Annotated in this window: 10 protein-coding genes; 6 read left to right on the forward strand and 4 right to left on the reverse strand. The window is 68.9% G+C overall.

The annotated features are described in order from the left end of the window. Positions 1 to 16 precede the first annotated feature (16 nt). From KYK13_RS23840 to KYK13_RS23855, 4 genes are all read left to right on the forward strand, one after another. Positions 17 to 370: a hypothetical protein gene (locus KYK13_RS23840; protein ID WP_223633722.1), complete on the forward strand. Its 354-nt coding sequence runs from the start codon at positions 17 to 19 to the stop codon at positions 368 to 370. A gap of 90 nt (positions 371 to 460) precedes the next feature. Continuing rightward, positions 461 to 1,282 carry an NAD(P)-dependent oxidoreductase gene (locus tag KYK13_RS23845; RefSeq protein ID WP_223633725.1) on the forward strand — a complete coding sequence of 274 codons (822 nt, stop codon included), beginning with the start codon at positions 461 to 463 and terminating at the stop codon, positions 1,280 to 1,282. Between the two features lie 15 nt (positions 1,283 to 1,297). Then, on the forward strand, positions 1,298 to 2,218 hold the full coding sequence (locus KYK13_RS23850) for a LysR family transcriptional regulator (RefSeq protein WP_223633728.1): 921 nt from the start codon (positions 1,298 to 1,300) through the stop codon (positions 2,216 to 2,218). A 93-nt stretch (positions 2,219 to 2,311) separates the two neighbouring features. Further along, a complete protein-coding gene (locus tag KYK13_RS23855; RefSeq protein ID WP_223633732.1) occupies positions 2,312 to 3,907 on the forward strand; it encodes an aromatic amino acid hydroxylase in 1,596 nt (531 codons plus the stop codon). Between the two features lie 91 nt (positions 3,908 to 3,998). Here the strand turns inward: KYK13_RS23855 and KYK13_RS23860 are convergent, their stop codons facing one another. Further along, complete coding sequence (locus KYK13_RS23860; protein ID WP_223633735.1) at positions 3,999 to 5,531, reverse strand: LysM peptidoglycan-binding domain-containing protein; 1,533 nt, start codon at positions 5,529 to 5,531, stop codon at positions 3,999 to 4,001. A 223-nt stretch (positions 5,532 to 5,754) separates the two neighbouring features. Between KYK13_RS23860 and KYK13_RS23865 the strand changes: the two genes are divergently transcribed. Continuing rightward, entirely contained in the window at positions 5,755 to 6,756 is a 1,002-nt protein-coding gene (locus KYK13_RS23865) for a hypothetical protein (RefSeq protein WP_223633737.1), read from the forward strand. On the opposite strand, the gene KYK13_RS23870 is transcribed toward KYK13_RS23865, so the two are convergent. The 3 genes from KYK13_RS23870 to KYK13_RS23880 all read right to left on the reverse strand — a co-directional run bounded on the left by KYK13_RS23870 (position 6,753) and on the right by KYK13_RS23880 (position 11,658). Further along, the gene (locus KYK13_RS23870) at positions 6,753 to 8,306 is read right to left on the reverse strand and encodes an MXAN_6640 family putative metalloprotease (protein WP_223633739.1); all 1,554 of its coding nucleotides are present in this window, start codon (positions 8,304 to 8,306) and stop codon (positions 6,753 to 6,755) included. The two genes, KYK13_RS23865 and KYK13_RS23870, sit on opposite strands and share 4 nt — an antisense overlap. Next, positions 8,306 to 9,286: an HmuY family protein gene (locus KYK13_RS23875; RefSeq protein ID WP_223633740.1), complete on the reverse strand. Its 981-nt coding sequence runs from the start codon at positions 9,284 to 9,286 to the stop codon at positions 8,306 to 8,308. Before KYK13_RS23875 ends, KYK13_RS23870 begins: the two co-directional genes overlap by 1 nt. A 95-nt stretch (positions 9,287 to 9,381) precedes the next feature. Continuing rightward, positions 9,382 to 11,658, reverse strand: a complete 2,277-nt coding sequence (locus KYK13_RS23880; RefSeq protein ID WP_223633741.1) for a hypothetical protein — start codon at positions 11,656 to 11,658, stop codon at positions 9,382 to 9,384. Positions 11,659 to 11,905: 247 nt separating this feature from the next. Here KYK13_RS23880 and KYK13_RS23885 point away from each other — a divergent pair, with 247 nt between their 5' ends. Continuing rightward, positions 11,906 to 12,655, forward strand: a complete 750-nt coding sequence (locus tag KYK13_RS23885) for a hypothetical protein (protein ID WP_223633742.1) — start codon at positions 11,906 to 11,908, stop codon at positions 12,653 to 12,655. Positions 12,656 to 12,729 lie beyond the last annotated feature (74 nt).

The raw sequence follows: 12,729 nt of genomic DNA on the forward strand, positions 1-12,729 counted from the left end.
AGAACCAAGGAAAAGCATGTCTCATCGCAGCAGCGGACTCCCCACCCTCTTCGTGTCCCTGCTCCTTGCCGTGGGCTTCGCGTCGTCCGCCAGCGCGGACACCTACCAGACCTATGTGACGCCCATGGTCAATGGCTATCAGGTTGGCACCATCCGCCCCAATCAGCCCACGGGGACCTTCAGCGGCGCCGCCGACACCGCCCGCCGCTTCTGTCAGGACCGGGGCCACAGCGGCGCGCAAAGCTACACGACCGCCATCCGAGGGTCCGCGTATACATACATCGTGGGAACGAATGGCGTCGGTGCGTGGAACACCACCGGCAACGCCAACGTGACGATGCTGGAGACGCTTACCTGCATCACGCAGTAACCGACAGTCCGGGCCGGGGCCCTCGCGGCCCCAGGCGCCCCCGCTGTCTTCCAGATGCACGCGGCGAGGGACTGGGCCAGGATGCGGCCCATGTCCAACCTCCAAGGCAAGACCCTCTTCATCACCGGCGCCAGCCGTGGCATCGGCAAGGCCATCGCGCTGCGCGCGGCCCGCGACGGCGCCAACATCGTCATCGCCGCCAAGACGACGGACCCGCACCCCAAGCTGCCCGGGACCATCTACACGGCGGCGAAGGAGATTGAAGAGGCCGGCGGCAAGGCCCTCCCCTGCATGGTGGACATCCGCGACGAGGCGCAGATCCACGCCGCCGTCGCCAAGGCCGTGGAGACCTTCGGCGGCATCGACATCCTGGTGAACAACGCCAGCGCCATCAGCCTCACCGGCACCCTGGACACGCCGCTCAAGCGCTTCGACCTGATGCACGGCATCAACACGCGCGGCACCTTCGCGTGCTCGCAGGCGTGCATCCCATACCTCAAGAAGTCGTCCAACCCGCACATCCTCAACAACTCGCCGCCGCTCAACATGGAGCCGCGCTGGTTCGGTCCGCACGTGGCCTACACCATCGCGAAGTACGGCATGAGCCTGTGCGCGCTGGGCATGGCGGAGGAGCTCAAGGATGACGGCATCGCCGTCAACACGCTGTGGCCCCGGACCGTCATCGCCACCGCCGCCGTGCAGAACCTGCTGGGCGGCGACGACACCATCAAGGGCAGCCGCAAGCCGGAGATCATGGCGGACGCCGCCTACGCCATCCTCACGAAGCCCAGCCGCTCCTTCACCGGGAACTTCTGCATCGACGAGGAAGTGCTGCGCGCCGCGGGCGTCACGAACTTCGATGCGTACCAGTCCGTCCCCGGCGCGGAGCTGTTGCCCGACTTCTTCCTCTAGCGCGCCCCAGGCCCCATGCCCCCGCGCAAGCTCCAGCGACACCTGGTCTGGCTCGAGTCCTTCACCGCCGCCGTGGAGGCCGGCAGCATCGAGGCCGCCGCCGACCATCTGGGCGTCGCCCGCTCCGTAGTGAGCGAGCACATCCGCGCCCTGGAGGAAGCGCTCGCGGATGGCGCCGCCCTGCTGGAGCGCGGGCCGGGCCGGCGCCTGCAATTGTCCGCGCGCGGGGAGCGCCTCTACGCGGGCACCCAGACGCCGCTGCACCAGCTGGACATGAAGCGGCTGATGGACCTGGCCCGCGTGGAGCCCACGCTGCGCCTGGGCCTCAACCCCACGCTCTCCATGTCGCTGCTGGGCGGCATCGCTCAGGATGCCGCCGCCACCGACCTCAAGCTGGTGGTGGGCTTCGGCGGCTCGCATGAGCTCATGCGGCAGGTGCAGACCCGGCAGCAGGACCTGGTGCTCGACTTCACGCCCCTGCCCCCGCACGAGGGCGTGGACACCGAGTCCCTCTTGCGCATGCCGTTCGTGGTGCTCGCGGGCCCGGACTCCGCGCTCGCCCGCAAGCACCCGTCCCGCCGCGCCCTGGACGTGAAGGACCTCCAGGGACAGCGCTTCGTGGACTGGCTGCGCGACGACCCCTACGGCGGCGCCAACAGCGCGCGCTTCGCCGCGCACGGCGTGTCCGTCACCGAGGTCGGCCGCGTGGAGAGCTTCCTCCACCTCTTCGAGCTGCTGCGCGCCTACCGGGCCTGCGCCATCGCCCCGGACGTGCGCCCCACCCAGCCGTTCCCCTCGGACCTGCACGTCTGGCCCCTCCGCGAGCAAGAGCCCCAGGTCGTGGAGGTCGTGGCCCTCTGGCCCTCCGGCGGTCTCAGCCCCGCGGTCCAATCCATCCTCGACGGGGTGCGTCGTCGACTGGCCAAACGGCGATAATCCGACGAAGACGTCGAATTCTGCCGGATTTCCGTCTTGCAGTGCCATGCGTATTCTTCAGGGGTCCTGTTTCTTCTCAAGGAGCCGCCTGCGATGACGCCCACGGAAAGGACCCTTGCCCGCCTCCCGGCCCACCTGCGCCGCTACGTGGTGACCCAGGACTACGCGGCGTACACGCCTCGGGATCAGGCGGTCTGGCGTCACATCCTGGGCCAGCTGCGCGAGCACCTGCGCGACAAGGCGCACCCCGTCTACCTGGAGGGCCTGGAGGCCACGGGCATTGGCGCGGAGGCCATCCCCAGCCTGGACGAGATGAACGAGAAGCTGTCCAAGCTGGGCTGGGCCTGCGTGGCGGTGCGCGGCTTCATCCCGCCCGCCGTCTTCACGGAGTTGCAGGCGCTGGGCGTGCTGGCCATCGCGGCGGACATCCGCACGCACGAGCACATCCAGTACACGCCCGCGCCGGACATCGTCCATGAGAGCGCGGGCCACGCGCCCATCATCGCGAACGCGCGCTACGCGCAGTACCTCAAGGCCGTGGGGCTGGTGGGGTTCAAGGCCATCGCCAGCGTGGAGGACCAGGCCGTCTTCGAGGCCATCCGCAACCTCTCCGTGGTGAAGGAGGACCCCACCGCCACGGAAGAAGAGATCGCCCACGCCCAGGCCCGCCTGGAGGCCGCCAACGCCAGCCACCGCTACGTCAGCGAGAGCACCCGCGCGAGCCGCCTGTACTGGTGGACCGCGGAGTACGGCCTGATTGGGGACCTGCGCCACCCGCGCATCTACGGCGCCGGCCTGCTGTCCAGCATCGGCGAGGCGAAGCACTGCCTGACGTCCGCCGTGCACAAGCTGCCCCTGGGCGTGGCGTGCGCGGACACGGACTATGACATCACCCGCATGCAGCCGCAGCTCTTCGTGGCGCGCGACTTTGAGCACCTCTTCGAGGTGCTCGCGGAGTTCGAGGCCACGCTCGCGTGGAAGCGCGGCGGGGACCATGGCCTGAACGAGGCGCTGCGCGCGCACACGGTGAACCACCTGGTGCTCGCGGACGGCCGCGAGGTGACGGGCAAGGTGGTGGAGCTGCTGCCGGCCGGCAAGGACGTGTCCCCGGGCCTGTCCACCGCGCTGGCCCGGCTGGAGGGCCCCATCCTCACGTCGCTGAAGGGGCAGGCCGTGGACAAGCCGTTCAGCGGCGCGGCGCTGGTCGCCTTTGGCCAGGGCCGCCTGCCGGAGCGCGGGGCCTTCAAGCTCGCGCTCGACAGCGGGCTGGTGCTGGAGGGCTTCGCGGTGGGCGGCGGCGAGGTGATTGCCCTCTCCGGCACGCTGGCCGGCCGCGAGCTCACCCTGCCGTCCATGGCGCGCCTGTACCTGACGGACCGGCTGCCGTCCGTGGCGGGCGGGCCCGCCGACCCGGGCACGTGGGACGAGTGGTTTGGCGAGATGGACGCCTTCACCGCGGGCGACGGCGAGGCCCAGGCCCGCGAGCGCAAGGCGCAGGCCCTGCCCCCGTCGCTGGCCGCCCTCTACACGGAGGTGCGCCGCATCCGCGAGACGGGGCAGCTGGCCCCCGAGCGGCTGGAGCAGATCGCCCAGGCGACCTCGGCGTTCCCCTCCGACTGGCTGCTGCGCGCGGAGGTCGCGGAGCTGCGCGGCGAGGTGCCCGCCCGGCGCGACGCGGCGAGCGCGTAGAAAAGACAGACAGCGGACGTGACACGGCCCGGTCGACCTTTTCACGAGGCCACCGGGCCGAATCACTTGCAGGGGCTCTCTCCGCCAGGGGCTACTTGTTGATGCGCACCATGGCCACGTCGTAGTGGCGGTCCGTCACGTAGCCGTTCGCGGCCTTGCCGGGGCGGTACATGTTCCCGGTCTTGTCATCCACGTAGAAGCGGTTGTTCGGGTTCGTGTCCTTGCCCTTGCTGGCGTTGGTCGTGCCCGGGTCGTGGAACGTGTAGTAGGTGCGGCCCTTCCCGTCGACGCCGCGGCCCGTGATGGTCACGAAGTGGTCCGTGAGGCCATCCACGTTGTAGTTCGAGTCCTTGTGGCTGACGCCCACGACCACGGGCTTGCCGGCCTCCAGCTGCTGGTCGATGTACTTGCGGCCCTCGGCGGCCTTCTTCGAATCCACCTTCAGCGCGCCGATGCTGTTCTCGCTCTTGCCCACCTGGATGCGGCGGTCCGGGCCCAGCACCGTCGCGCCCGAGTCACGCGCCATGGCCGTCGCGGCCTTGAAGCACGCGGTGTCGCTCGCGGTGTAGCCGTGGCCGTTCTCGAACTGGCTGTAGTACGGCACCTTCACGTGCACCGCCGGACGGTCCTTGGCACCGGCCACCTGCTGCGTGTCCGTGCGGTCCGCCTCGGTGGTGGGCCTGCCGCTGTGCGTGCCCTCCGCGCGGCCCGGCTTCGAGTCGCCGCTCACCGACGGAGGAACCACGCCCGTGTTGGCGTTGGCCGGCCTCGCCGGGGTGCCCGACTGCTCCTTCTTGAGCATGGCGAGCGCGTCCTTCACCTCCGACCTGAAGCGGTTCGCCACGCCCTTCTGCACGTCCTTGGAGCTGCCGGAGAAGTGCACCAAGGTGCCGCTGGCGTTGGTGCGGCCGCGCTCGGCGTAGATGTCCTTGATGAGCTGCTCGTCGCTCACCTTCGAGGGATCGCGGCCGGCCAGCGCCTTCTTGAAGATGTCGTCCGCCTTGCCCGGGCCGTGCTGCACGGAGGTGGACCAGGCCACGTCCCGCAGCGCCGCGGAGCGCTGGTCCAGGTCGATGCCCGTCGCCTTCTTGATGTTGGCGGCGCCCACGTCGTAGTGCGTGGCCTTGATGTAGTCGTGCTGCGCCTTGTCGAAGCCCTTCGGGTCCTTCGCCGCCAGCTGCTTCCACCGGGCGGAGAACTCCGCGGTGCCCGGCTTGCTGCCCGACAGCGCCTTGTAAGAGTCCGGGTTCGTCTTCTTCAGCGAGTTGACGAAGGACTGCGCGGATCCGTTCGCGGAAGCGAACTGGTAGGAGCCATAGGACACGCCGCCCTTGTCGCCCTTGCCCGTGGACACCGTGCCCGGGCCGCGCGCCTCGTACTTGCGGCTCAGGCCGCCCAGCTCGCCGTGGGCCGCGCTGGTGGAGGACGTGCTCGAGGCCTGCTTCGTCTGCTGCGCACCCTGCGTGTCGAAACCGTCACGAACCTTGAGGGACTGGCCCGCCTGGATCCTGTTCGGATCCTTGATGTGGTTCGCCTTGGCCAGCGAGTCGACGGAGGTGTGGTAGCGCTTCGCGAGACCCGAGAGCGTGTCGCCCGAACGGACGCGGATGTTGGTGTCAGTCATGGAGGATTCCACTCATGTCAGGCCGCGAACACAGCCGCCGCGGACGTGCTTGGATTGCCCGCATTATCGAAAGGCAATGCGACGGGTTTCGCATTCTCAGTCACAAGCATGTGAAACCGGCGATTCCAGCCGATTCAGCTTCAGCGAACTGATCCGCCGAGACTGAATAGCGAACTCAAGGGAGTCCAATCAGATGTCCATGGTCAATCTGAACTTCAAAGGCATGACGTTGCTGTTTGCCATTTGTGTCACGGCTGCGGTCCCGGACGCCTCGGCCCAGGGGAGCGAGGGCCTCACGGGGGTCTATTCGAACAAGAGCGGGCGGCTGGCCATCGTCGAGGGAAGCAACGAGACGCTCGTGCACTACTCCGGGTCGTTCCCGCAGGGCAGCAGCGCGGGCACCTGTGATTGCGCCCTGGTCGTGCAGAAGAAGACAGCCACGAATTGGTCACTTCACCAGGCGGGCGAGGAAGACCGCTGGACGCTACGCGTCAATCCCAGGCAACTGACATTGGAGACGGGTTCACCCACTTGTTGCGAAGCGGGCTATTCCGGCCGGGATACCTTCGCGCGCAGCACCGTCAAGCCGCTGGGCATCTGCAAGGTGAAGGTGTCCAGGGCGGGGTTCCACGCGTCGGACGCGGCCAACACGCCGCGCAAGGCGTTCGTGGTGTCCGGCGATGCGGTGGAGGCCTATGTCGACCCGGTGGAGCCGGACTTCCTGGCCGCCCGCTTCCAGGGGCCCCAGAAGGCGACGGCGGGGCTGATCAAGCGCGAGGACCTGGACTGCCCCACGGAAGGAGCCCCCGCGGCTGCCCCGGCCCCGGTGCCCGCGGCCAGGCTCCAGCCCTTCGCGGGGACGTGGGTGGAGCTGACGCGGCAGGGCAAGGGCTTCGTGGTGCTCAAGCCCTGTTCCGCCGAGACGCGCAGCTTCACCATCAAGCCCGCGACGGGTGAAATGGACGTGCAGTTGGGCCAGGAGGCCACGACGTTGAAGGTGACGTCCGTGGAGCCCGGCAAGGGCGCCGGGGCCTGGGTGCTGGGGCTCACGGCCGCGGACGGCAAGCCGGAGGCGCTCCAGTGGAAGACGGCCGACGCCGCGAAGGGCACCGTGACCGTGAACAGCCCGGACCTCTTCTCCCAGAGCCACGACTACGTGCGCCAGGAGAAGAAGTCCGCCTTCCCGTCCAAGCAGGAGACAGGCTGCGACGAATACGAGCGCTAGCGCGCCCGTGAACGCCGCCGGGCTCGCGGACCACCGCCGAGCAGCAGCGCGACGAGCGCACCGGACAGCGGGCCTCCTGTCGACTGGCAGCCCCCCTCGTCCAGGGACGTGCGCGGATCCTCGATGGGCTCCACGGGCCTGCCTGCGTCCGGGGAGCCCGCATCGGCGCCGGCATCTGGCATCCCGGCGTCCGTGCCCGCGTCCGCTGCTTCGAGGGGTGCGCAGGACGCGGCCTGGCCGGTGGCCGCGATGCACAGCCGGCCATAGCGCCCCAGGCCTTCCATCCGGCCATCCACGACCTCGACCACCACGCGCGTGGCGTCGTCCGCGGCCACCCGGGCGCGCAGCGCATCCGGCCCATCCGCGGTCACAACCCTCAGAACTGCGTCATCCGTGACGGCCGCGAGGACCAGGTGCAGCGCGGCCGGGTCGGTGCCTGGTTCGGGCTCGTATGAAGCGCCCACGAAGGACGCGCCGCCGGGGACCTCGAAGAGCCGCGAGGCCGCCGCCGCGACGCGCACGCGGTCCTGCGTGGTGGGGAGCTGTGCCGCCGTCGTCGTCACGGGCGCATAGCCCTCCCCTCGCGCGTAGCCGAACCCTGGTGTCGCGCGCGGACCGGTGCCCACGTTCCAGGTGGCGAACTGCGCGAAGGCCACGTCGAAGCTGGAGGCGAAGTCGCGGCGCAGACAGGTGTCCAGCAGCACCGGCCAGCGGCCCTCCGGCTGCCGCACGGACTCCTCCAGCAGCGCGACGAGCGCGGCGTCACCGTAGCGCTCGCCGAGGAACTGGAAGAAGAGCCCCGCGCCGTAGTTGAAGCTCGCGCCCGGCCCCGCGGTGTCCAGGACCAGGGTGGTGTCCGGGCTGAGCATGTAGCCGCGGGTGAAGCCCTCCAGGTCGTCGAGCGCGGGCTCGAAGCGCTCGGTGGCCCAGACCGCGGTCCCCTCGGAGGCGACACCGCCCAGGTCGGGCCGGTAGGCGGCCTGCACCGCGTGGAAGAACTCGTGGCTGGCCAGGATCTCGATGGCCTCGGCGTCGGACGGGTAGCCGTAGCCCGCGAAGTCGTTCTCCTGGAGCATGAAGCCCGTGCAGCGCATGGCCCCCTCCAGACAGCGCTCCTGCCGGAAGGAGCCGTCGCCAATCTTCGCGAAGTCCACCAGGTACACATCGAAGCGGCCGTCGCCGCCGTCGTCCCCGGCCGGAGTCGAGTCATCGGGTGGCAGGCGGAAGCCCAGCCCCGCGTAGAACGTCGCCACGCGTTCGTAGGTGCGCCCGACGAGTTCCACGAAGTCGGGCACGCCGTTGCCATCCGCGTCCGCCGCGGGAACGGCGTGCGTGCCCCGGCGGGTGAAGTGGATGCGGAAGCGCTCGCCTGGCGACAGGACGGACTCCACCGCGTCCTGAGGCTCGTAGCGCGGCGCGGGCGCGGTGGGCGAGGTGGGCCGCCCGGACTCAGCGGCCAACCCCACCACTGCCTCCCGCTCGTGCGGGAGGCCGCGCGGGATTCCCGCGCCGGCCAGCAGCAGGAGCAGCGTGGGAACCCCGGCGGTCATCACGGCAGGTAGGCCCACCGCAGGCGGATGGAACCCGAGCTGGCCGTCGAGCTCACCTTGCCCGTCGTGTCGCACTCCTCCTGCACCGCGGGCTCATAGAAGTCCGCGACCTGCAGCTTCACGTGGCGACCGTCCGCCAATTGCAGGAGGTAGACCTTGTTCGTCATCTGCAGGCAGCTGGCGTAGGTCCAGTACGAGAGCGTCTGGGTCGCCGGGCTCTGGAGGCCGAACTCGTCCGCCTGGTATGTGCAGGTGTCGGGGGTGAAGTAGCTCTCCGCCAGGAACCGCGCATCCTCGGGCACGGACGTCACTGATTCGAACGTCGTGCCGTCCGGCGTCTGCGCCACCGTCACGCAAGACGGGCCGGACACGCCGCTGTTGAAGCGGATGACGTACCGGCGCACCGCGACGTCCCACCCCGTCGAGTTCAACGCGGCCTGGTCATCGATGTAGACCTTCTGCAGGCCTGTCGCGGTGAAGCGCGCGTAGGTATACGCATCCGGCGCGCTCGCGCCACCCGCGCGGCCGTCCAGGAACGTGAGGTGCTCGCCCTGCGTCGTGCCCTCCTCGGTCACGCCGCCGTCGGAGACGGTGCTCCGGAGCCGGAGCTTGTCGATGCTCTGCTCCGTGCAGGCCACGGTGCTGCCAGGGCACACCTGCGAGCCGGCATCGGTCTCCGTGCCCGCGTCGGTGCCCGTGCCCGCGTCGGCTTCCGTGCCCGCATCGACCTGCGTGCCCGCATCAACCTCGGACTCATCGGGGTCATCGGGCGTCAGGGTGCGCAGCTCGCACTTCTTGTCCGCGTTGCAGGACCAGTCCTTGCCCGATGGGGCCGCGCCCTGATCCCGGCAGTCGAACGCGTCCACACACTCATCGCTGCTGCATCCCGGCGCCGCAGCCGCCAGCGCGAGGGCCGCCAGCGCCCCCATGCCGAACCACCGTGCACCGCGCTTCCGGACCACCCCTCCAGGGTTGCTCATCGTCGTCACCTTTCGATGCGGAGACCCGCCGTCGTTCGAGGGGGACCATCTCTATTCGATAACGATTCTCATTTTCAATATCGACAATCCAACTTTCAGGCGGAAGTGTCGCCGGGCGGATTCGGGGTGTTGTGGGCGGACAGTCGCGGTGGTCCGCCGGGGCCCAGGAGTCCCTGCATGGCGTCGAACAGGTTGAGGTTGGCGCCGCTGGGGAGGAAGACGACCTTGTCCAGGCCTCCGACAACGGCGGCCTGGGCCTGCGCGGCGACGGCCTTCACGAAGTTCTCGCCTCCTCCCAGGGACTCCACGCGCTGGCGGAACTGGGCGGCCTCCACCTCCGCGAGGCGCGACTGGCGCTCGACCTCCAGGGCGTTGAGGCGCTGTTGGCGCTCCAGCGTCACCTGGGTGCTGAGGCGTTCGCGTTCAGCCTCCGCCTCGGAGCGGATGCGGGAGGCGCGGGCGTCGGACTCGGCGCGGGCCAGGGCCTCCTCGCTCTCCACGCGGGCTCGCTCCAGTTGGGCCTCCGCCTCCACCTTGGCGCGGCTGAGCATCTCCAACTGGTGGTTGCGGTTCTGCAATTCGATGAGGGATTGGCGCTCCGCCTCTGATTTGCGGTGGCTGGCGATGTCGGCGAGCTGCTTCTCCTCTTCACTGCGGATGCGCTTGAGCTCCGCGGCGGCCTGGGCCTCCTGGCGCGAGGCGTCCAGTTGGATCTGGATGTTGGTGTCGATGGCCTCGCGCAGCTTCAGGGCCGTCTTCTCATCGACGGGGGCGATGTCCTTGATGTCGATGTCGATGATGCGCAGCTGGTTCTCGGAGAAGAGGCGGTCCTTGCGCGCGCGGCCCGCGTCGTCCATCCCGAAGATGGTGCGGCGGATGAGCACACTGGCGTTCTTGTGAAACGTCTCGAATTCGTTCTCCGCGGCGACCTGGCGGATGCGCGATGCGAGGTTTTCACAGACGTATCCAATGAAGTCATTCACCCGGAAGATGGCCTTGTCCTTCTCAGGGTCGCCCTGCACGTCGAATTGCCATTTGTAGGAGAGCTTGATGCGCAGCCGCGCGTGGTCGCGCGTGGCCACCTCGAAGAGGTCCGTGGCGAAGTCCGGGCCCAGGCGCAGCATCAGCACCTTGAGCTGGCGCGGGCGCTTGGGCGTGCCGCCGGACAGATCCAACACGGTGACGTCCTCATACGGGCGCAGCATCACCTTCGCGGGACCGAACTCCACGCGGGCGTGATTGGTCTCGAAGTCGTTGATGAGGACCGCCGTGTTGTCCTCGATGCGCAGCACGATGGCGCGAGTGCGGTCCCCCTTCTCCGTCGCGGTCGTGGGGCGGGGCGCGCGGGCATCCTTCGCCTCCACGGAGGGCCCCGGCGGCGCGAGTCCCAGCAGCGCCTCCGCATCCGGAGACAGTCGTTTCTCGTGCAGTTCCTGGTGCGCCTCCGGCATGAACTGGCACGGCCCCTGAACCAGTGACACCTTGCCCGAGCGCAGGTCGCGCACGTAGAGGCCCTCCCCCTGTCCCAATGACAGCGCGGAAATCTCGCGGTGGATGAGGACCTTCTCGCTGGGCACATAGGTGCGAGGCCCCCGGACGATCCACGTATCACCGGCCTTGCGTGCGCGCGGTTCGCCGCCCTCGTGCTCGGAGAGGTCGTCGAGCGCCTGGAGCTTCAAACCCTGCAGCTCCGACAAGACGTGCTTGCGGCGCACGTCTCCTTCCAGTGCCTCGCCGGGCTCGAGGAAGAAGACGTCCGGGCCGGAGACAACCTTGCGACGGCCCTCCTGGACGCGGCCGGTGGCGCGGTCCACGGGGTTGAGGATGACGCAGTATTCAGTCTCCTTGAGGACGCGGGCCTTCTCCAGCGACACGACGGAGACGGACTCGCCCGGCACGTAGCGGCCGGGGCCGCGCACCAGCCATTCGTCACCGGCCTCGCGGCGGCGGGGCGCATCCGGGATGTGCGCGTCGTTGAAGGCGGTGAGCGCGCGCAGTCGCAGCGCCTCCGACACGCCGAGGACGTATTCCGGGACGATGTCGCCCTCCAGCTCCTCGCCGGGGTACAGGGGAAAGACTTTCGGGCCCACGCGGACCTCGCGGTCGCCCACCGCGACGCGGGCCTGGCCGAACTCGTCGAGCGCTACCTGGCCGTCCACGCGCACCACGGGGTTGCGCACCACGCACCAGTTCCCGGCGCCCACCTCCACCATCCGCTCCTTCGCCACGAGCGTCAGGTGCGCCTCCAGCGTCAGCACGCGAGGACCCACTTCCATGAGCACGACGCCGCGGTTGGCGTCCTCGATGTAGGCGTACTCGCGGTTCTTCAGGGAGATGCGCTGGATGGCTTCGGTGGCGGGGGCGGACGGCACGGGACACCTGCTCGGGCTGGAGGTTTGGCCGCGAGTCATTGCGAGGCCTGTGCCTCTTCCTTCCGCCCTGGAGCCGCCCCACACTGCGCCGGACTGGCGCGGACGCTCGCTCCATTCCGGCGCGAGCAGTGTTCCAGAATGGAGCGCATTTCGAACAACCAGCCCGCCGGGGTTTCTCCGTATTTCTGTCTGACGGACATGCGGGGCGCCATGACGGCGTCCGCGCTGCCTCATTCGGAGACACTCCATGCATCAGCACGCGCGGCTTGCGTCGTCGTTCCTCGTTCTTGGCCTCCTGGGAGGCGTGGGCTGCGGCCCCGGCCTGGAGGAGCCGTCCGTTCCCGAAGCCGTCCCCCAGGAGCAGGCGCCCGTCGCTCCGTCGCAGGACGAAGGTCGCGAAGTCACCGCCATGTCCACGACGGGCATCTCGTGGAACGACTTCGGGAAGACGACGGTGCAGTACATAGCCGAGTGCGTGACCGGGCCCTACAACCACACGTGCTCCTTCTGCGGGACCAACACGCTCTACTCGGCGGAGTACTCCCAGAGTGGCTGCACGTCGATCAATGACATCCAGCACTCCTGCATCACGTGCGACCGTGAGGTCCACCAGAAGGTGGTCTACGCCGAGCTGCCCGATGGCGACGTCATCCTCGCGGAGATCGAGCACAACATCACGTCGCCGGACGTCGTCGAGTTCCGGCTCAACTCCGCCTCGGACGTGACGTGGTGGAAGGAGGTGAACATCGCGGGCGGCGGTGAGAGCTGGCGCGTCTGGAACAAGGACGGCAGCTCCTGGTGCAACTATCCCAGCCCCACCACGAACAACTGCGACACCAATTCGCAGTGGGCGGCCATCGTGCGGGACCCGGGCACGCGCTTCATCTTCAGCAAGGCCAAGTTCCTCGGGATCCACACGGAGATGTATTCGCTGGGCAATCTGGGTGACCGGCTCACCGGAGGGGACCGCGTGACCTTCCGCTGGATCCGCGACTGAGTCCGTGCGGCACCTGGGTTCTGTCTTGGATTGAGCCGCGGCGTCTGTTCGAATGCCTCCCTGCCATCGGATCA

This window comes from Corallococcus sp. EGB (assembly GCF_019968905.1).
GTDB lineage: Bacteria > Myxococcota > Myxococcia > Myxococcales > Myxococcaceae > Corallococcus.

Excerpts from the sequence above, each read along its gene's own strand:
- KYK13_RS23840 (WP_223633722.1), top strand. The coding sequence starts at position 17 with ATGTCTCATCGCAGCAGCGGACTCCCCACCCTCTTCGTGTCCCTGCTC.
- KYK13_RS23845 (WP_223633725.1), top strand. The coding sequence starts at position 461 with ATGTCCAACCTCCAAGGCAAGACCCTCTTCATCACCGGCGCCAGCCGT.
- KYK13_RS23850 (WP_223633728.1), top strand. The coding sequence starts at position 1,298 with ATGCCCCCGCGCAAGCTCCAGCGACACCTGGTCTGGCTCGAGTCCTTC.
- KYK13_RS23855 (WP_223633732.1), top strand. The coding sequence starts at position 2,312 with ATGACGCCCACGGAAAGGACCCTTGCCCGCCTCCCGGCCCACCTGCGC.
- KYK13_RS23860 (WP_223633735.1), bottom strand. The coding sequence starts at position 5,531 with ATGACTGACACCAACATCCGCGTCCGTTCGGGCGACACGCTCTCGGGT.
- KYK13_RS23865 (WP_223633737.1), top strand. The coding sequence starts at position 5,755 with ATGACGTTGCTGTTTGCCATTTGTGTCACGGCTGCGGTCCCGGACGCC.
- KYK13_RS23870 (WP_223633739.1), bottom strand. The coding sequence starts at position 8,306 with ATGACCGCCGGGGTTCCCACGCTGCTCCTGCTGCTGGCCGGCGCGGGA.
- KYK13_RS23875 (WP_223633740.1), bottom strand. The coding sequence starts at position 9,286 with ATGAGCAACCCTGGAGGGGTGGTCCGGAAGCGCGGTGCACGGTGGTTC.
- KYK13_RS23885 (WP_223633742.1), top strand. The coding sequence starts at position 11,906 with ATGCATCAGCACGCGCGGCTTGCGTCGTCGTTCCTCGTTCTTGGCCTC.